The organism is Actinomadura decatromicini (assembly GCF_008121305.1).
GTDB lineage: Bacteria > Actinomycetota > Actinomycetes > Streptosporangiales > Streptosporangiaceae > Spirillospora > Spirillospora syzygii.
This window is the reverse complement of record NZ_VSRQ01000002.1, coordinates 1,208,673-1,228,634: the sequence shown is the minus strand read 5'-3', so window position 1 is coordinate 1,228,634 and position 19,962 is coordinate 1,208,673. Positions and strand designations below refer to the sequence as shown.

At 68.7% G+C, this 19,962-nt stretch carries 16 protein-coding genes; 5 read left to right on the top strand and 11 right to left on the bottom strand.

Translation table 11 applies throughout. From position 1 onward, the window contains the following. From FXF68_RS13405 to FXF68_RS13355, 11 genes are all read right to left on the bottom strand, one after another. Positions 1-1,959: a S8 family serine peptidase gene (locus tag FXF68_RS13405; protein ID WP_148759219.1), complete on the bottom strand. Its 1,959-nt coding sequence runs from the start codon at positions 1,957-1,959 to the stop codon at positions 1-3. A 138-nt stretch (positions 1,960-2,097) separates the two neighbouring features. Next, on the bottom strand, positions 2,098-3,441 hold the full coding sequence (locus FXF68_RS13400) for an FAD-binding oxidoreductase (RefSeq protein WP_148759218.1): 1,344 nt from the start codon (positions 3,439-3,441) through the stop codon (positions 2,098-2,100). A gap of 127 nt (positions 3,442-3,568) precedes the next feature. Then, positions 3,569-4,219 carry a DUF4360 domain-containing protein gene (locus FXF68_RS13395; protein ID WP_148759217.1) on the bottom strand — a complete coding sequence of 217 codons (651 nt, stop codon included), beginning with the start codon at positions 4,217-4,219 and terminating at the stop codon, positions 3,569-3,571. A gap of 126 nt (positions 4,220-4,345) precedes the next feature. Further along, complete coding sequence (locus FXF68_RS13390; protein ID WP_148759216.1) at positions 4,346-5,947, bottom strand: PucR family transcriptional regulator; 1,602 nt, start codon at positions 5,945-5,947, stop codon at positions 4,346-4,348. Positions 5,948-6,102: 155 nt separating this feature from the next. Next, entirely contained in the window at positions 6,103-7,119 is a 1,017-nt protein-coding gene (locus FXF68_RS13385; protein ID WP_148759215.1) for an aromatic/alkene monooxygenase hydroxylase subunit beta, read from the bottom strand. Between the two features lie 25 nt (positions 7,120-7,144). Next, positions 7,145-7,453, bottom strand: a complete 309-nt coding sequence (locus FXF68_RS13380) for an MmoB/DmpM family protein (protein WP_148759214.1) — start codon at positions 7,451-7,453, stop codon at positions 7,145-7,147. Between the two features lie 13 nt (positions 7,454-7,466). Further along, positions 7,467-7,820, bottom strand: coding sequence for a Rieske 2Fe-2S domain-containing protein (locus FXF68_RS13375; RefSeq protein WP_148759213.1), 354 nt, complete (start codon positions 7,818-7,820; stop codon positions 7,467-7,469). Positions 7,821-7,890: 70 nt separating this feature from the next. Further along, positions 7,891-8,169: a toluene-4-monooxygenase system B family protein gene (locus tag FXF68_RS13370; RefSeq protein WP_148759212.1), complete on the bottom strand. Its 279-nt coding sequence runs from the start codon at positions 8,167-8,169 to the stop codon at positions 7,891-7,893. Positions 8,170-8,236: 67 nt separating this feature from the next. Continuing rightward, positions 8,237-9,712 (bottom strand): YHS domain-containing protein, encoded by a 1,476-nt coding sequence (locus FXF68_RS13365; protein ID WP_148759211.1) that lies wholly within the window; start codon positions 9,710-9,712, stop codon positions 8,237-8,239. An 81-nt stretch (positions 9,713-9,793) separates the two neighbouring features. Then, positions 9,794-11,794 (bottom strand): hydantoinase B/oxoprolinase family protein, encoded by a 2,001-nt coding sequence (locus FXF68_RS13360; protein WP_222869912.1) that lies wholly within the window; start codon positions 11,792-11,794, stop codon positions 9,794-9,796. Next, complete coding sequence (locus FXF68_RS13355) at positions 11,791-13,836, bottom strand: hydantoinase/oxoprolinase family protein (protein WP_148759210.1); 2,046 nt, start codon at positions 13,834-13,836, stop codon at positions 11,791-11,793. Before FXF68_RS13355 ends, FXF68_RS13360 begins: the two co-directional genes overlap by 4 nt. A 416-nt stretch (positions 13,837-14,252) precedes the next feature. Here FXF68_RS13355 and FXF68_RS13350 point away from each other — a divergent pair, with 416 nt between their 5' ends. The 5 genes from FXF68_RS13350 (at position 14,253) to FXF68_RS13330 (ending at position 19,935) form a co-directional block, all read left to right on the top strand. Beyond that, complete coding sequence (locus FXF68_RS13350) at positions 14,253-14,561, top strand: hypothetical protein (RefSeq protein ID WP_148759209.1); 309 nt, start codon at positions 14,253-14,255, stop codon at positions 14,559-14,561. A gap of 180 nt (positions 14,562-14,741) precedes the next feature. Continuing rightward, positions 14,742-16,385, top strand: a complete 1,644-nt coding sequence (locus tag FXF68_RS13345) for a purine-cytosine permease family protein (RefSeq protein WP_148759208.1) — start codon at positions 14,742-14,744, stop codon at positions 16,383-16,385. 80 nt (positions 16,386-16,465) lie between these two features. Further along, a complete protein-coding gene (locus FXF68_RS13340; RefSeq protein ID WP_148759207.1) occupies positions 16,466-17,935 on the top strand; it encodes an NAD-dependent succinate-semialdehyde dehydrogenase in 1,470 nt (489 codons plus the stop codon). After that, the gene (locus FXF68_RS13335; protein ID WP_148759206.1) at positions 17,932-19,179 is read left to right on the top strand and encodes an NAD(P)/FAD-dependent oxidoreductase; all 1,248 of its coding nucleotides are present in this window, start codon (positions 17,932-17,934) and stop codon (positions 19,177-19,179) included. Before FXF68_RS13340 ends, FXF68_RS13335 begins: the two co-directional genes overlap by 4 nt. Positions 19,180-19,287: 108 nt before the next feature. Next, entirely contained in the window at positions 19,288-19,935 is a 648-nt protein-coding gene (locus FXF68_RS13330; RefSeq protein ID WP_148759205.1) for a DUF305 domain-containing protein, read from the top strand. The last annotated feature ends 27 nt before the right edge of the window (positions 19,936-19,962 follow it).

The following is a 19,962-nucleotide window of genomic DNA, read 5'->3' as shown; positions in this document are numbered from 1 at the left end:
TCACGGGGTCGCCGCCAGCGCGGCCGCGGCGTCGAGCTTGCCCGCGCCCCACACCGCGTTGGGCAGGACGAGCTCGGGCGGGATGTGGTCCTTCTTCGTCGTCGCGGCGAGGATCCGCTGCACGTCGCGGTAGGTGAGCGTCGGGTTCTTCTGGAACATCAGCGCGATGACTCCCGTCACGTGCGGTGCGGCCTGGCTCGTCCCGGAGAAGATGACGTGGCGGTTGAGCAGCCACCCGCCGAAGCGGGCCTTGATGTCGTCCGGGTGCGTCTCCTGCGAGGCCGCGGAGGAGATGATGCGGCGGCCGGGCGCGACGAGGTGGGGCCGGACCCGGTCGGGCGGCACCCCGGACGCGGCGTCCAGGCCGCGGCTCGAACCCTCCGCGATCGAGCCGTAGGCGCTGAAGTTCGCCCCCGGCTCGGACACGTAGGCGCCGACCGCGACGACGCTGCGGGCCGTGGACGGCGAGGTCACCGTGTTGTCGGTGATGTTGTCGCCGAACGCGAGCTGCGGCCACAGGTCGATGTTCTCCCGCTCGACCCACACGTCGACCGTCCCGGCCGTGCCGCCGATCTCGTGCAGCTCGATCGTCCACGTCCCCTTGCGGACGGGGCCCTTGAGCGTGACGTCGATCTTGCGTTTGCCGTTGTTCGGGTCGGGCTGCGGCGGGGACACGACGGTCGCGACCGGCGTCCCGCCGATGGAGATCACGCTCTGCTGGCCGGGCTGCGTCCACGCGCTCGGGGTCGACCGGGGCGGGGTGACACGTAACTCGATCCGCGCCGCGCCGTCGTACCAGAAGTAGAGCTGGTCGTCGACGCGGTCGTCGGACAGTTTGGTGCCGTTGGGGAAGACGATCTCTTCGACCTCCAGCCGGAACGACACGTTGGCGAAGGCGTTGATGGTCTTGCGGCCGTGGCGGCGGACGTCGCCCTCGTTCCCTGCGGAGACGACGATCGCCCGCCCGGGGACGGGATCGCCGTTCGCGTCGTGCATGAGCTTGTCGATCGCCAGCTCCAGCGCGGACGACCCGTCGCGCGCCCCCTCGTGCGTGCCGAAGCTCATGTTGATGACGCAGGGGACGCCCGCGGGCCCGCGCTGCGACGCGATCTGGTGGAACAGCGCGACCGCCTCGCTGACGGCCCTGCTGGAGACGAGCGTGGCCGAATTGGCGAAGACGATGTCCGCCTCGGGCGCGACGCCCACGAAGGTGAACGGCGCGAAAAGGCCGTCCCTTCCGGACCCGTTGCCCGCGGCGATACCGGCGACGTGCGTGCCGTGGTCGAACTCGGCGCTCGTCCAGATCGCGCCGATGCGGTTGTTCGCGACGACGTCGGCGACGGCGGCCTCGTTCCACCAGACTCCGTAGTTGAACCCGGCGGGAAATCCGAATCCGCTCGGCGGCTTCTGCCCCGCGCCGGGCGTGGAGAACTGGTCCCAGTAACCGATGATGCGCGACTTCGGCGGGGTTATGTTCGGCACGTTGAATGTGGGATGGGTGACGGTGAGGCGGTTGTCGATGATGCCGACCAGGACGCCTTTCCCAGTGAGTCCGGGGACGCCGCCCGCGTTGTACGGCGGCGAACTGGCGCGGAGCGTGGTCGCCTTGATCTCGCTCATGCTGCGGTCGATGTGCAGCCGCGTGCGCGCGGACGCGGCCACCCAGCGGACGCCGGCCGTCGCGGCGAGCCCGCCGACGTAGGCGAGGGCGATCGACCCGGTGACGAGGTCGCCGTGGACGTGACCGGCGTCGAGACCGGCTTCGGCCAGCGCCTCGGGATCGCCGTCGAAAGTGACGAACACGTCGATTCGCTCGTCCGGGTCGGCGCCGTTCTCCTCCCAGTCGAGAAGGGCGCGGAGCACCTCCGCGTCGCAGTTCGGGCCCGCCGCCGGAGTCGACGTCGAAGTGGTCGCCGCTAAACGATCAATATTGTCGGATCCGCCGCCGCCCACCGCCATGCCAGCCCCCTTCGCCCACGCCCCGCTCGAAAGGTGTCACAGAAAGCATTCGGGTGACAGATCGTGGCCGGACTCGGCCTCTCCGTAGTCCGTCTGCGGCCATGGCCGGACGGGCGGCGGCAACCTCGGTGTTCTCCTTCAGGACGGGAGGACGTTGTGCGTACGTCGGAAAACGTTGGCGGGGTCGTAACGGCCCTTGACCGCGGCAAGGCGCCGGTAGGTGTCCGGCGGGTAGGCGGCGGTGACGTCCGCGGGTTCGGCCGAGCCGAGGAATCCGACATAGGCGCCCGAGCCCAGCGCGTTCACCCGGGACCAGCGGCGCAGCGCCCGGTCCCGCAGGCCGGGCGGCGCCGCGTCCGGGATCATGAAGGCGGCCGCCGCCATGACCTCGGCGTCGCGGTGGGCGAAGGCCGTCGCGTCCCGGCCGACGCGCGCGACCGCGCCGCCCATGGCGCGCAGCGAGACCGCCGCTCCGCCGCCGCTGAACAGCTCGTCGACGGCGGCGACGCGCGCGTCGTCGAACGTGGTGAAGAAGGTATTGCGCACTTCCATTCGCAGTCCGGGAGGCATCGAGGTGACGTCTTCGAGGATGTCGGCGTAGGGCATGGCCTTGACGCCGTCGGAGGTGACCGGGGCGAGTGCCCTGAACGGACGCAGCGCTTCCTCCGCCTCGTCGCCGTCCGGACTTGCATAGCAGCACGCCAGCGTGACGGTTCCGGCATGGCCCGGCGTCGCGGGCATGAAGCTCAGCGACGTGGTCAGCCTCTCGTCGCTCGCACGCATCAGGTCGCGCCAACCGGCGATGAGTTCCGGCAGGTCACCGGCCCGGTAGGTGATCATTCCGAAATGCACGGAGGTGACCGGGTGGGCGATGAAGTCGAAGCCGACCGCGACGCCGAAGTTGCCGCCGCCGCCGCGCAGCGCCCAGAACAGGTCGGCGTGCTCGACGGCGTCCGCGCCGATCAGCCGGCCGTCCGCGGTGACGATCTGGACCGCCGCCAGGCTGTCGATCGCCAGCCCGTGCCTGCGAACCATCCAGCCGATGCCGCCGCCGAGCGTCAGCCCGCCGACGCCGACCTGCCTGGTGTCTCCGGCGGTCAGCCCGAGCCCGTGCGGGCGCAGGGCGTCGGCCACCGCGCCCCAGGTCGCGCCCGCGCCGACGCGCACCCGCCCGGAGGACGGGTCCAGCAGGCGCACGCCGCTGATCCGCCGCGTGTCGATGACCAGGCCGCCGCCGCTCGCGCTCAGCCCCGCCATGCTGTGCCCGCCGGACCGCACCGTCACGGCGAGGCCGGTGTCGGCCGCGTAACGCAGCGCCGCCGCCACCCCGGCCGCGTCGCGCGGACGGATCACCAGGTCGGGCGTGCCCTTCGCGAACAGGGTCGTCGCGGCCTCGGCGTAGCCGTCGTCACCCGGCGCCAGCACCTCGGCGGCCCTGTCGAGCGTTACGGAGGGACGTTCACTGCTCGAAACATGTGTCATGGGGCGATGGTGCCGACCGCATGTCTAATCGGTCGTCGCGCACAGGGCGTGTGTTTCCCCTGCTCCGCGCGTAGTCACCCTGCGCTCGAGTACTGCGGTGAGAGTAGGCGGCAATCGTTACGGAGACTCAGCGCGGGCAGTTCTTCCAAGTGAGCTCGTAGAGGATCCTGGGGCCGTCGCTGAGGGAGTCCATCGAGACGAAGCTGGTCTTGGACGGGTCCGAAGTTCCCTTGTCGACACGCAGTTCGGTGGTGAGAACGAGGCTGCGCTGCTCGCCGCAGGGCTGGAAGAGGAGTTTGTCCGCCGGCTCCTGGTAGGCGACTCTCCAGTCGTCGTCGTGGGGCCCGTTCAAAGTCTGCGCGACCATCCCGTTGCCGGGGAGACCCTGGAAGTAATGGCCGAATTTCAGGGTGGCGTTCGCACCGCTCTCCAGCGTGGCCCAGATCGGATGGTACGACGAAGAGATGGCGTAGGTGACGTCTTGCGGCGCGGTCAACTGCAGGGAGAGCTGGCAGTTCTTGCGGGCGTCGACCGGTCTCGACGAACCGCCCGCCTGCGCGAGGTAATCGGTGTAGTTCACCGTGAGCTTTCCATCATCCCGCGCGGCCGCCCAGACGGTGTCCTTCGGGCACCCCGAACCGGTGACCGTCCCGACCTTGACTGTGAACTGGATCGGGTCGTGAGCGGCCCGCGATCCGGCGGCGGCCGGAGCGGCCGACGCCGCGGTGACGGCGAGCGCCGCGGCGGCTAAGACGGAAACGGAATTCCTGCTGCGCATACGATTCCTCTTCACGCGAAATGGACACGCCAAACGGCGTCCGCAAAGGCGGCCCGACGCCGACCTCGAATGGAGGCTAACTTCGGCGTCGATCACTATCAACGGCCTTTTATTCAATTTCCCCGGCTACCCCAGGGCCGCGTCGATGTGAGTGGTGGTCCGGTGTTCGTTGAGGGTGAAGACGGAGCCCGCCCTGTTGCGGGCGATGACCTGGACGGCGAGGAAGACGTCCACGATGGTCGGCAGTGAGCGCAGCGATCCGCCGATCAGTTCTTCGGCCCGGCTGATCCGGTACCGCACCGAGTTGGGGTGGATGTTCAACTCGTTCGCGGTGTCGTTGATGCTGAGATTGTTCCGCAGGTAGACGATCAGCGTTTCGAGGAGATGGTCGCTGCCCTCCAACCTGGAGAGCAGGTCGTGCGAGCGCCTTATCAACTGGTCTTCGTCGGCGGTGCTGATGGCGATGTCGGCGACGGCGAAGTCCTCGAAGCGCTGCACGGCGGGGACGTCGGTCGCGCGGGTCAGGGCCAGGCGCGCGTCCCGGTAGCTGTTGCCGATCAGGTCCAGCGACGCCACTTTCCGGCCGATCCCTGCCGACGCCTGGAGTCCGCGTGCGCTGAGGACGCTGACGGCCTCGTCGACGAGACGGGTGTCGGAGCATTGCAGGAGGACGACGGCCACGCCCTCGTGCGAGCCGACGAGGTGCGGCGACGAGGAACTGGAGACGAGGCCGCGCAGGATCTGCGTGACGTCCCTCAACTGCTGCGAATGCAGTTCGGGGTCGAGCCGGCGCCGGCTCCAGTTCGGCAGGGCGACGGCGGCGACGAAACAGGGGCCGTGCGGCTCGAATCCGAAACGGCGGACATGGTCCCAGCCGAACTTCTCGTAGCCGTTGTTCGATACCAGCCGTTGCAGGACGTCGGCCCGCTGCAGCGCCTCCTCGGTCGCTGCGGCGCGGCGGCTGAGGGCGATCACGTCGAGCAGTTGCTCGACGGTGGTGATCAACTGGGACACGATCTCCTGCGACGTCGGGTGGCCGCGCCGCGCCAGCACGATCCAGCGGTGCGCCTCCTCCGGTCCGCTGATCAGGGAGGCCACGACGTACCACTGCCCGACGGTGAACTGCTGCCGTTCCTGCGACGCCTTGTCGATGCGCTGCCAGATGACGTTCGTCGGGCCGTCGCCCGTGGCCGCGAGGAGCCGCCCGTCGGGGTAGTAGAGGATCACCGTGCTGTTGACGAGCGCGCCGAGGCGGCGCAGCAGCGAGTCAGTCGGGTCGGGCGTCGACACGGCGGCGATGAGGCTCGACTGCAACGTGAGCAACTGCTGGTAGAGGACGAGTTCGCTGCGCGCGACGCGCTCGTTGACGGCGTCCTTGATGGAGCGCAGCGAGGCGTTGGCCGGGGCCGAGAGCAGCGGCAGTTCGTGGGCCGAGGCGGCCTCCACGATGGCCGCGGGCAGCCGGGCGGCGTCCGCCGCCAGCGTATGGACGATGCCGGCCGCGCCCGCCGACTTCGCGGCGGCGATGAGCGCCTCCGCGCCGCCCGGACTCGCGTCCTCGGCCAGCCCGCTCGTGAGCAGCAGCACCGCGCGATGCTCGGCCGCGGGAAGTCGCCCCAGTTGCAGCACCTCGGCGCGGGCGATCTCCGCGGACGTGGCGCGGTTGCCCCCGGCCTTCAGTTCGAGGCCGAGATCGACGTTGCGTTGCAGGTCTCCGATTGTGAACATCGCACTCGTCCTAAACGACACGTTGACGGGAGCGCATCCGACACTCTACGGCGTCGCAGCCGGTTTGTTCCATCCCGAAATCGCTGGTCAGAAGCCTGATGTGCGAGGGGCGACCGGACCGGCCCCGGCGACGCGGGCCGGTCCGGCGCGTCCGCTCATCCGACGGCGGCCGGCTCCTCGACCAGAGAGGCCCGGGCGCTCGCGACCGTCCTCTTCACCTCCGCGCCGAGATCGCTACCGGGCACCATTGCCTGGCAGTAGGCGTCGATGGCCTTGTCGCCGAGCGCGCTCCACTTGTCGAGCCAACCGCGGATCAGATCGCGGTTCGCCTTTCCATGGCCGTCCGACCGCAAGGCGTACTCGACGAGCGCGTGCGACCATTTCTGGGTGCGGTCGCCGTCGACGAGCTGGGCGCGGCACAGCAGTGCGAGCAGCGTGTCGCCGTTCTCCTGCGCGACGGCGGAAAGGGCCCGCAGCATCGCCGCGTCGATCGCGGGCCGGGCCACGAGATTCACCGCGACGAACTGCTCGGCCCAGTCCCAGGCGACGAGGGCGCGCTCCATCAGCTCCCGGAATCCCTGCCACGCCTCGTCGTCCTCCCAGCGGGCGCGTTCCCCGCTGCCGAAACCGGCCGAGGGGTGGGCGGCGGCGAGTTCCGCCGTCCGGTAGGCGACGCGGGAGACCCAGCGCAGATGGTCGCCGGACTCGAAGATGAAGCAGTTCTCGATCGTGCTGGACGGGGCGAGCGCCGCGAGATAGGCGGTCGACATCTGCACCGTGTGCAGCAGGTAGCGGCTCGGCGTGTAAAGGCGCGCGAGTTGCGCGACCCATTCGTCGGACAGCCCGCTGTCGTGCTCGTTCTTGCTGTGGTCGTCGAGCAGGCCGTCGACGTGCGACTCCTGCCCGTCCTGGATCATGTTGTAGGTCCGGTAGACGAGCTGGTCGGGGTCCCGGAAACCGTCCCAGTCGGCGTGCCTGAGCGGTGATTCATTGCGGTATTTGACGTACCACTTGCTCAGCGGGACGTCCGGCCCCATGGCCCAGGGCGCGTCGTCGTCGGTGCTCCAGAGGAGCTTGGTGGAGACGATCTCGTACTCGGTCGGACGGCGCCGGTTCTTCGCGAGGTGGCTCCACGTCTTCAACGGCTTGGCGACATCGTTGGCATCGCTCATGTTTCTCTCCTAATTGTGAATGCCGTCAGGACTTCGTCATGAAGTACCAACGCATGTACTCGTCGTGCGTCTCGATCTGACCCGAATAGCCGGTCAGATTGATCTCCAGTTCCTGCATGGAGAAAGCCCGGCCGAGCAGCATTTCCATCGTCTGGCGGCGGATCACGAGGCCGCCGTCCGCCTCGACGCGCACATAGGTCCGGTGATCCTCGACGACGATCTCCTTCTCCGGGTTGTCGAGCTCGATCGCCTCGACGGCCACGACCGAGATCTCGCCGCCGCGAAGCAGCGGACCCGCGAAATTCGATCTGTCCTGCACCGTGGTAGTGGTCATCTTTTCTCCTGTGTCAGGCGTGGGAATGCTTCGGTTCGATCCCCTCGACCGAGACGAGCACGGCGCCGCCGTCGACCTTGACCGGATACCGGGCCAGTTCCGCGTCGTCGGGATTCACGCTGCGTCCCGAGAAGGCGTCGAACTCCCAGAGATGGGCGCCGCAGGTCAGGATCGTGCCGTCGAACTCGCCCTTTTCGAGCGGATGCTCCTGATGCGGGCAGTTCTTTTGGAGGGCGCAGATGTCACCGTCGTCTGTACGCAGCAGCAGCACCTCGACTCCGGCCACCGAGCAGAGCCGCATCTCCCCTGCCCACAGGTCGTCCTCCGCGCAAACCTCATGGAATTCAGATTCCGGCGCCGATGTCATCCGCGCCCACCACCTTCCGAGCGCCGGTCCGCCGGCCTTTCACGGAAAGGGCCGGCGGACCCGGCGCGTCTCATTGGTCCTGGGGCACGAAGACGTCGATCTGCTGGAAGTGCCGGAGCCCGGCCTCCTCGACCGTCATCGTCCGGGGGAACGGCTCCGCGTCGTCGGTGTCGGTCGTCGGGCGGACGAGCAGCGTCGCGCCCGGCTTCGGATGGCGGGCCTGGTAACCCACCGCGGGGGCGAGGCACGCCTCCACGACCTGGTCCATCGTGTAGCCGGTCTCGACGTCGATGATCCGGGTGTGCGCGTCGTACTGAAGCCGTCCGATCACCGCAAGGGGCTTCGACATCTCGGACTCCTCTCGTTCTTTGAGGTGCTGGGAACGCGCGTTCTCAGGCGCGTTTTCAGGCGCGTTTTCAGGCGTATGCCCACGCGAGATCGTGCGCGTCGGTCCCGACCGGGCTGATGACGCCGGCGCCCATGTACTTGAGGATGTTCTCCGGCGTGTTCGGGGAGATCTCGCCGTTGTACATGCGGTCGGCGATGCTGTTGAACGTCTTGTACCGGTCGGGCTCCAACTCGAAGATCCACTTGCACACGGAACTGCAGAAGCTGTACAGCCGGCCTTCGTGGTCGAGCTGGTGGGCGCGGGCCTTCCAGACCGTTCCGCCCTTGTTGGAGATCGGGATCTGGCACATGTTGCAAATGGCCGGCATGCCGATCGCCTGGGACTTCTCGGGGTGCCCCGCGCGGATGTTCTCGATGATCACGTCCCAGTACTGACCGAACGTGTCGTTCCAGCCGGGGTACTTGTGCTCCAGCCAGGCCCGCTCGCGGGGGCCGACGTTGCCGGTGGGGTTCCACCACAGCGTGTTCCGCCACGCCCACGTCGCGGCGGCCTGGCAGTGGTGGTGGGTCTCGACGTCTTCGAGGAAGATGTCCCAGTACCAGGGCCGCTCCAGCCCGAGGTCGAGCAGCTGCCGCTCGAACTGCTCGCCGACGAACTCGGTCATGTACTCCTTGAAGGAGCGGTCGCGCTTGTCGAGCGGAATCCAGTAGTCCATCGGGATTCCGGTGAGGATCGCGAAGAGCCGGTGGATGCGCCAGAACGCGATGTCGACCGCCTGCTGCGCCTCGGCCTTCCGCCCGTTCTTGATGAGGATCTTGAGGACGGGCGTGCCGATCTGCGCGTGCCGCGCCTCGTCCGACTGGATGCTCGTGATCAGGTTGGAGAACGTGAAGTCGCCCATGTTGGCGGCATCCGCCGAAAGGCCGATCATCTGGATGTTCGTCAGCCCGGTTTCGAACGCGAAGTTGAGCATGACCGAGGTCGTCACGGCGTCCCGGGTCATCATCACGTCGTCGAGCGCGTGCCGGCCGGCGATCGCGGCCCAGTTCTTGCTGTGGTGCGCCTGGTGGGCCCAGTCGAACTGGCGGTCGAGGGTCACGAGCTGGTGCGGGAAGTAGAGCTGGATCTGCCCGTGCCGCATCTCGTCGAGCATCCCGAACGTCGCCATGTTCCGCATTCCCGGCGCCTTCGAGAAGCGGGTCATCCGGGCGTCGGACTGGCACGCCGCGTACTCCGACAGGGCGATCGCCCCGTAATGCAGCTTGAGCATGCTGAGGTACGCGGGGTCGGCGTCCTCGTAGTAGCGGGACCGCGCGAGAGCGGCCTTCACCGAGTAGGCGCCCGCGTCCTTCTCCCGCTGCACGCTCACGTACTCGCGGTAGGAGACCTTGTAGGGCTCGTCGAACGACTCCCATTCCTCGATCGGGATGCCGTAGGGGTCGCTCTGGTCCGGCGGGAACAGCTCGTCGATGTCGACGTACCGCGGCGTCCAGTTCGTGTCGCGGGCGATGTCGTACCAGCTCGATCGTTCCAATAGCGCCATGTGAGATCGTTCCTCTCTCGTTTTTCGGCGTGCCGAACACGCCAGTCGGCGACGACCGTGAATTGTCGGTATGAGTTGCTGCTACTCGCCGGCCCAGTGCGAGCGGCAGCGCTCGTGCAGAATCGCGCGATATTTCTTGGTGGTTTCCGGAAGGAGCTCTCCTGAGCCCCAGTCGACGATCACGCCGTATTGCCGGACGAGGTCATAGGCCGTGAGCTCCCCGTCCTTGTACCGCTGGGCGACGTGCTCGGGGTCGGTCTCCAGGAGGCCCGCCCGGGTCGCGCGCAGCCTCCGGCGTTCGGCGGCGGTCGCGACGTCGTCGACCATGTAGAGGTCCGGGTCGCCCGCGTCGCGGACCACCACCACCCCGTAGTCCTTGCGGGCCCGCTCGATGGAGACGTAGCCGTCGACGACGTCCTCGCAGACCGACCGCGGGGCCCGGCGGAGCGGATCGCCGTATCCGCCGCCGCCCGCTGACGGCCGCTCCAGCGAGTCGCCGGGGACGACCGGCACCCGGGACGCCAGGGCCCCGAGGTAGCGCTCGTCGGTGGAGGCCGGGTTGATCCACAGGCCGTGCGGGCAACTGGACGATCCGCCGAGGCTGCCGACGATCACCGATTTGGCGCGGTCGGAGCAGTACGACAGGATCGCCCCCTCGCAGTCGGTGAGCATCACCTCCTTCACCATTCCGAGCCCGCCCCGGAATTCGCCCGGCCCGCCCGAGTCGGTCTTCAATTCGCAGACGCGGGTCATGATGGGAGAGGTGAGCTCCTGCATCTCGGTCGACTGCAGGGCATGCCCGACTCCGAATATCGAGGCCGTGGCGTTCGAGCCGTCCTTTCCGTTGCGCCCGCCCCAGCCCCCGGCCATCCAGTCGTAGTACATGAACTGCTCCCGGCCGTGCGGACGCGCGTCCCGTCCGCCCAGCAGGACGTATTCCAGGTTGAACGACGTGGCGATCGCGCGCTCGGGCATGATCTGTGACCAGATCTGGAATATGGCGTTCACGATCTTCTCGTACGGTCCTGCGTAGAACCCGGTGACGGCCCTCGGCCAGGCCGCGTTCACCACCGTCCCGCGCGGGCCGAAGTCCACGGTGAGGGCCCGGTAGAAGCCGGAGTTGAGCGGTACGTCGGGGAAGAACGTCTTGGTTCCGGCGATCACGGCCGAGTAGCTGCCGCCGAACGCCGAGTTGAGGAAGCTCCCGATGGCGGGATGCGACCCGCCGAGGTCGTAGTGGACGCCGTTCCCCGAAATGCGCATCCGAACTTTGATCGGGACGAGGCCCTCGCCGCCGCTCGGGTCGTTGTCAATGTAGTCCTCGGCCTCCCACGAGCCGTCGGGCAACGCCGACACGCGGCGGCGCACGACCCTTTCGACATACGCCTGGGATTCGCCGAAGGCCGCGATGACCGTCCCCCGGCCGTAGCGTTCGATGAGCCGGTGGACTTCGCGCTCGCAGACCCGGGTCGCCTCGGCCTGGGCGCGCAGATCCCCTTCCGCGTCCTCGGGAGAGCGCGTATTCGACGCGATGAGCCGTCCGACGTCCGCCAGATAGCGGCCGCGTGACCAGATTCGCACCGGGGTGATGCGAAGGCCCTCGCCGAAATGCTCCGTCGCGCTGGGGTCGAACGAGCCGGTCGCGGCACCGCCGACATCGGCCCAGTGGCCGTTGCATTGGGCGACGGCGATCAGCGCACCGTCACTGAATATCGGCCGCAGGACGCGGACGTCGTTGAAGTGCGTGCCGCCGGAGTACGGGTCGTTGAGGATGAATACGTCGCCCTCGCAGATGTCGCCGCGGAAGGCGTCCAGCACCGCCTTTGCCGCGAAGTGCAACGTTCCCACCTGCACGGCGACGTCCGAGCTGCCCTGGGCGACGGTGTCGCCGTTGGCGTCGCACAGCCCGCCGGAGAAGTCCCGCGCGTGGATCACGAAGGAATGGCAGGTGCGCAGCAACTGCTCGGCCATCAGATCGACGGCGGTCATGAAGGCGTTCCGGAGGACCTCGGCGGTTACTGGATCGAGGGCGTCCGCCTGCTCGTCCTCGATCATCCGAAGCGGTACACGCTGAGTGGTCATCGCGCCGCCCCCTCCACGTCCATGGAAATGCGGAGGTTGCCCATCTGGTCGACGGTCGCCGTCCAATCCGGCGGGATCAGCGTCGTCGAATCGGGTTGGGCGATGACCGCCGGACCCGTGACCTTCGCGCCGGGGCAGAGGTCCGACCGGCTGTACACCGGCGTCTCCAGCCAGCCCTTCGGCTCGATGAACCTGACCATCCGCCGCCCCACGGGTTCGATCGGCTTTCCGGTCCCGGAACTCAGCACGCCGAACCGCGGCTTCTCGATGATTCCGAGAGCCGAGACCGACAACTGGTAGAGATCGACGTCGCCGTGCTCCTGGTTGAACCCGAATTCCTCGCGATGCTGGACGTGGAACTTCTCGACCAGTCCGCCGATCGCCCGGACCGGCTGGTCCACGGCGATGGGCATCGAACGCGACTGCCCGTGGTACCGCATCTCGATGAACCGCTGCATGCTGATGCGTTCGGGCTCGACTCCGTCCTCAAGAAGGCTCTTGCGGGCATGCGACTCCAGCCTCAGGAACGTCGACTCGATCTCGTACGGATCGGCAGCCTGCGCGTTCCGGATGAACATCGCGCTGAAGTCATGCCTGATATCGACGAGCAGGCAGCCGAATGCCGAAGTGACACCCGGATGCGGCGGAACCACGACCGCCGGGAGAGAAAGTTCGCGGGCCAGATGGACCGCGTGCATCGGACCGGCACCGCCAAAGGCGACGAGCGCAAAATCGCGCGGGTCTTGGCCGCGACGAATCGAAAGGATCTTCAAAGCGTCCGCCAGGTTCGCCGACGCGACGCGCAGTATGCCGACGGCGGCGTCCTCAAGGGAGCAGTTGAGCTCCCTGGCGATTTTGCTCACCGCCCGCTTGGCGAGTGCGACATCGAGAAGCTGCGATCCCGCCGCCAATGACGTGTCGATCTGCCCCAGGACGAGTTGGGCGTCCGTGGTCGTCGCGGCCGTCCCGCCTAGCCCATAGCAGGCGGGGCCGGGGGCCGCGCCCGCCGACTGCGGGCCGACGCGAAGCGCGCCGCCGTCGTCCACCCAGGCGATCGAGCCGCCGCCCGCTCCGATTGTCAGGACCTCGAGGTTCGGGAAGCAGATCGGATGTCCGAAGTCGACCGACCAATTCCGCACGACCTTCAATTCACCGCCGCAGACGATGGAGATGTCGGCGCTCATCCCGCCCACGTCCAGGGCGAGTGAGTTCTCGTAGCCGCAGGCCAGCGCGATGTGCTTGCTCGCCACCGCGCCCGCGGCGAGGCCGGAGGACGCGAGCCGCGCGGCGTGCTTCTGCGCGGCCTGCGTCGTCATCACGCCCCCGCCGCCGTGCATCAGATGAAGCCGGCCGTTGTACCCGGACTCCGCGAGCCGCTTTTCAAGGCTGCTGGCGTAATGGCCGATCAGCGGCGACAGAAGGGCGTTCGCGACGGTGGTCGAGAAGCGTTCGTGTTCCAGGATCTCGTCCAGGACGGCGCTGGAGATCGAGACCGCGACGTCGGGCAGCTCGGCGCGCAGGAACTCCAGCATCGCGATCTCGTGCACCGGGTTCACGTAGGAGTTGACGAAGCAGACGGCGACCGTCCGCACCTGCCTGCGCCGGAGCGTGTCGACCAGTTCCTTGGCCTCGGCCATGTCCAGCGGCTCGATCACCCGGCCGGTCGCGTCGACCCGTTCGGTGACGACCAGCCGGTCGCGGCGCGCGATGTAGGGAGGGGCGACGTCCTTGTAGGCGTCCCACAGGTCCTCCTTCGTTCCCCGCCTGATCTCGATCACGTCGCGGAACCCGCGGGTCGTGACGAGGGCCGCCCGCGGAAAGGTCCGGTTGAGCAGCGCGTTCGTGGCGACGGTGGTGCCGTGGCAGAAGAACCAGGTGTCGACCAGGTCCGCACCGGCCTGGGCGATGCCGCGCATCACCCCGTCGATCGGGGACTCGGCCGTCGTCGGCACCTTGGCCACGCGGGGCGCCTCCCCGTTCTCCCCGAGCACGCAGACGTCGGTGAAGGTACCGCCGACATCGACCGCGACACGCAATGCCATCCGATCCCTCCTCGGCTCGCTGTGCGGGGCATTTGCCCTGGTCGTTGGACTAGATACTCGCCTGGGCCTCCAGGGCGGGCAATAGTGAAGAGTGAGAGAACGGAGCGACCGGATTGTTCAGCTCTCCCACCGACCGGCCGCGGATTCGCGATCGCCCGCGTACGTGGGGCTTGGGCGCCGCGGCGGACAGGGCCGCCCGCCGGAGGGGCCGCGGCGACGGAAGGCGCCGGTCGGAGACACGCACAATCCGATCACCGCGTTCTCTCAATCCTCACTATTGCCCGCCCCGGGGGCCCGGACGAGTATCTAGTCCAGCGACCAGGGGTTACGCCCTGATCGCGACCGTCACTGAGAGGCGTGTTGGCAGGAACCGCGGCCGCGGGAACGTGTCCAGCCGGCGATTCGAGGAACCCATCATGAGCCGATACAACGCCGCGGGCCGGCCCGCCGGGCAGACGTACACGAGCTGTGTCACCGGGGCACGGACCAGTCGACTCGACCTCACCGGGACGAACCGTCCGGTGGCCGCCGCCCGCCGGCACACCCGCGACACCCTGCTCCGCTGGGGCCTCGCCCCAGAACTGATCGACGACGCGCTTCACCTCGCGTCCGAGCTGGTCACCGCCGCCGAGGGGGACGCGGCGGAGGGCGCTCGGGAGTTCCAGCTCACTCTCCAGGCCGGTCACGTGAGCATCGCGGTCGAGGACGGCAACCGCCGGGCCTGACGACGAACACGATCCGCTCCCCGTTGGCGGAAGCCGCGAGGAATGCCTTTCCCATGCCGTCATTCGTGTTTTCGACGGCCTCGCGCCCGTTCCGCCGCCGCCGACTCACCAGTGGTGTGAACGACGAGGCGATCCCGCCTTGTCCCTATCCCCTGATCACATCCCCCCAAGGAGATGGCAATGAGCGAACGCCTGACACCGGGAAACAGACCGCTCCAGATCATCGACCACGACGACCCGGAGGTCGTGCGCAGCGCCGCGACCGAGGACTACGCGCTGCACGTCGCGCCCTTCACCTGGCGTTCCGGCCGGGTGTCGCTGCTCATGGCCTGGTACGCGTTCGCCAGCGCGATGTTCTGGCTCATCGTCGGCGCCACCGTCGCCCTCGTCGTGGGCACCGGGGACACCCTCATCGGGCTCGGCCTCTCGGTACTCGCCTACAGCGTCATCGGCGGGCTGATCAGCCGCTACGCGGCGCGGACGGGCGTTTCGAGCGCGCTGTTCTCGCGCTGCCTCTTCGGCTATCTCGGATCGGTGATCGCACCGCTCGTCATCGGCGCGACCGCGCTCTACTACGGCGTGTTCGAGGGCTCGGTCATCGCGTCCGTCCTGCACCAGTACACCGGGACGGGCTCCATCGAGCTGTGGTACTTCATCGTCGCCGCCTACAGCATCCCCCTCGTCGTCGGCGGCGTGCGGAAATGGCTCGACAAGATCAACGGCATTCTGCTGCCGTTCTACTACATCGGGCTCATCGTCGTCATCGTCTGGGCGATCGCCCGGCACGGCTACTCCAATGACTGGCTCACCGCCGGACCGGTGGCCGACGCGAACCTGCACGCGCCCGGCTGGTTCTTCGCGTTCACGACCTACATGGGCGTCTGGATCATGATCCCGTTCACCTGGGACTACGCGCGGCTGGCCAGGACGGCCGACGCCCGCTACCACCGGTGGCTGACCTTCGGGCCGCTCTTCTACATCCTCACCCTGGTGGTCAACGCGGTCGTCGGGATCTTCCTGGCGAACACTCTCGTGACGAACGGCCCGCTCAGCGAGCTCTCCGCGGTCGACGGCATCGTGAAACTCGCGGGCATCTTCGGGGTCGCGCTGGTGTGGATCAGCCAGACCAGAATCAACACGGCCAACTACTACCTCGCGAGCATCAACGCCGAGAGCTTCTTCGCCCGGCTGCTGAGGATCCACCTTTCGCGGCGCGTCTGGGTCGTCGTGATCGGCGTCGGCGCGTTCGGGCTCATGCTCACCAACCCGATCTCGTATCTGCTCAAGGCGCTGCAATGGCAGGGCGTCTTCGTGGTGGCGTGGATCGCGATCGCGCTGGTGTACCTGGCGTTCGCGCGGCGGGACGGGCGCGCCGCCGAGGACTTCGAGTTCAGGCCCGGCCGGATCCCCGCCTTCAACGCCGTCGGGCTCGTGTCCTGGCTGGTCGCGTCGGCGGTGGGCGTCACGCTGGCCCAGGCGGGCGGCTCGTTCGGCGCGACCTGGTCCGCGCCGATCACGTTCGTGCTGGCGGCGGCCATGTACGCGGCCGGACGCTTCGCCACCGGGGAGCGCCACGTCGTGCTGCGCCGCCCGTTCGACCCGCGCGCCGAGGTCGACGACCCCTGGGAGGCCCGCGTCCGGTGCGCCTCGTGCGACCGGCACTACATCGCGCAGGAAATGGACCGGAATCCCGCGACGCACGACCACGCGCCCATCTGCGCCGAATGCGGCAGCGACGACCTCGCCTACCTGCGCGCCTCCTACGCCGAGGCCCGGTCCGGCACGGTCGGCCGCCCCGACGCGGATCTGGTCGCCACCGACTGACCCGGTTGTTCACGGACGTGCGGAACCGCACGTCCGCGAACGGTCATTGACTTCCACACAGGGCTAGTGAAGGACGTGCGATGCAGCAGAGCACTATCGACACCATCTACCCGCCGACCGGGTCGCTGATCGGCGGGGAATGGCGGAAGGCCCGCTCCGGCGCGACCTTCCCCGTCCACGACCCCGCGACCGGAGAGGTCATCGCGACCGTCGCGGACGCCGACCCCGAGGACGCGGCGGACGCCATGGAGGCGGCGGCGGCGTCATTCCCCCGCTGGTCGGCGACGCCGCCGAAACAGCGGGCCGCGCTGCTGCACAGCGCCTTTCTGACCCTCCAGGAAAGGGCCGAGGAATTCGCCCGGCTCATCACCCTGGAGATGGGCAAGCCGCTGGCCGAGTCGCGGGCCGAGGTCGCCTACGCCGCCGACTTCCTGCGGTGGTACGCGGAGGAGGCCGTCCGTGTCTCGGGGACGTTCCGCACCGCCCCGGACGGCACCGCGCGCCACCTCACCCTGCGGCAGCCGGTCGGGCCCTGCCTGCTGGTGACACCGTGGAACTTCCCCCTCGCGATGATCACTCGGAAGGTCGGGCCCGCGCTCGCGGCGGGCTGCACGGTCATCCTTAAACCGGCGGAGGAGACACCGCTCTCGGCGCTCCGGTTCGCGCACGTGCTCACCGAGGTCGGGGTGCCCGCCGGGGTGGTCAACGTCCTGAACACGAGCCGTCCCGGCCCGCTCGTGGAAACCTTTCTGCGTGACAGGCGGATTCGCAAGCTGTCCTTTACCGGCTCCACCGAGGTGGGACGCGAACTGCTGGAACAAGCCGCGCCCGGCGTGCTCCGGACCTCCATGGAACTGGGCGGCAACGCGCCGTTCATCGTCTTCGACGATGCCGACGTCGACGCCGCCGTAGAGGGGGCGGTCGCGGCGAAACTCCGCAATGGCGGGCAGTCCTGCGTCGCGGCGAACCGCTTCGTCGTCGCCGACTCGGTCGCCGCGCGGTTCGTCGATGGGCTGGCCGAGCGGCTGCGCGGGCAGGTCGTCGGCCCGGGGACCGACCCCCGCTCGACGCTCGGGCCGATGATCAACGAGAAGCAGCGGAACCGTGCGGTCGGCTTGGTCGACGACGCCGTGTCCCATGGGGCCGTCCCCGCCGTGCACTACCGAACGGCGGGCCCCGGAGACGCCTTTCTCAACCCGGTCCTGCTCGACCGGGTGCCGTCCTCCGCGCGGATCGCGCGGGAGGAGATCTTCGGACCCGTCGCGACGGTCTACCGTTTCTCGACCGAGCAGGAGGGTCTCGCGCTGGCCAATGCCACCGAATCCGGATTGGTCGGCTACGTCTACACCCGAGACCTGAACCGCGCCCTCCGAGCCGTCGAGGCGATGGAATGCGGAATGGTCGGGGTGAACCGGGGATACGTCTCCGACGCCTCAGCGCCGTTCGGCGGTGTGAAGCAGTCCGGCCTGGGACGCGAGGGCAGCGAGGTCGGCATCCAGGAATACCTGGAGACCAAGTACGCGTCGATCGACGCCGGGGCTCTCGCATGACCGCGTCCGGGCGTCCGACCGCCGTGATCGTCGGCGCCTCGGTCGGCGGCGTCCGGACCGCCAAGGCGCTGCGCTCGGCCGGGTACGCGGGCGAGATCGTCCTCGTGGGCGCCGAGGACCACCTGCCCTACGACCGGCCGCCACTGTCCAAGGGCTTCCTCGCCGGGACGGCAGCGCGCGAGGACCTGACGCTGCTCGGCGAGGACGCGGCGGCCGCCGCCGGAATCCGGCTGGCACTCGGAACCCCCGCGACCGGCGTGGACATGGCAGGCCGCGCGGTCGAACTGGCCGACGGCCGCCGCCTGAGCTTCGACGAACTCGTCATAGCGACGGGCGCCCGGCCGCGTCCGTCGCCGTGGGGCGCCCCGCGCGGCCTGCATGTCCTGCGGACGCTGGACGACGCCCTCGCACTGCGCGCGGACCTCGGACGAGGCGGGCCGCTGGTCGTCATCGGCGCCGGTTTCATAGGCGCCGAGGTCGCGGCCGCCGCCACCGGATTCGCGGACGTGACGCTCGTCGACCCGATGCCCGTCCCGCTCAGCCGCGTACTGAACCCCGTGGTCGCCCGACGCTTCGGCGACCTCCACACCGCGCGCGGGGTGACCACCCGGTTCGGAGTCGCCGTCACCGGCGTCGAGACCCGCAAAGATGGCCTCATCGTCCGGTTGGAAGACGGGACCGAACTCCCGGCCGCCACGATGGTCGTGGGCATCGGAGCGGTGCCGAACGACGACTGGCTTCGCGGCTCCGGCCTGACCATCGCGGACGGCGTCGTCTGCGACCGCTACTGCCGGGCGCGCGGCGCGCGGAACATCTACGCCGTGGGCGACGTCGCCCGCTGGTTCGATCCCCGCCGCCAAGGGCTCGTCCGCGCCGAGCACTGGACCAACGCCGTCGAGCAGGCCGAATGCGTCGCGCACAACATCACGCACCCGGACGATCTCCGGGCGCACGAACCGACCGAGTACATATGGACCGACCAGTATGACTGGCAGATCCAACTGGTCGGCCGCACCGGGGGGAACCTCGATCACGTCACCCTTTCCGGCGCCGATCCCGACCACAGTTTCGCGGTCCTGTACGCCCATTCCACCGGTGATTTCGCCGGTGCGGTCACGGTCAACTGGCCCCGCGCCGCCATAGCCTGCAGAAAGGCGCTGCGCGCCCCAGTCCCGCTCGACATCGTCCGAAAGACCATCACGACCGCCCGCGGAAGAACCAGGCACCTCCCCGATCATGGCTGAAAGGGGGATTTGCGGATAGCGTGGCCGTCGCCTGGTGGCGATCAGGCGACCAGGTGTCGGACGAGACTCCGGCGTTCGACCCCACCCCGAAGGGATCGAGACCCCCGCATGACCGCCAAGCTCCCCCCACGCGACGGTCGCGCAACCGCGCCCGTCGGCGCCGCCGCCCCGCCATCCCGCCTAGTGCTCGCCGCGACGTTCTTCGCCTTCGCCGTGCTGCTCACAGCGTGCGGCGGCACGTCGAAGGCCAGTGATCCGGCGGAGGGCAGGCCGAAGCAGACCGCGTCAGCCGATCACAACGCCGACGACGTCATGTACCTGCAGATGATGATCGCGCATCGGCGGCAGATGCTCGACATGGTCCGGCTGGTCCCCGACCGCGCCAAGCGCGCCGAGGTCAAGAAACTGGCCGCGACCCTCGAAAAGGACAGCGCCGGCGAGGTTCAGAAGATGACCTCGTGGCTCACCGCGTGGTCGAAGCCGACCACGATGCAGGGTTCGGCGAACTCCCACGCCGCCCACGGCGGCATGCCCGCCATCGGCCCGGTGGAGATGGAGTCCCTGCAAGAAGGCAAGGGCCGCACTTTCGACAGCACGTTCCTCAATCTGCTCCTCGGCCATCAGGGGAACGCGACCGAGATGTCGCAGGTGGAATTGAAGAAGGGAGTCAATCCCACCACGCGAGCGTTCGCCAGTGACGTCGTGAAACGCACGAGCGACATGGTCAGCAAGCTCCTCGGACTCCTGAACAGCTGACGCCTTCCCCGGCGGCCGTGAGCGCGG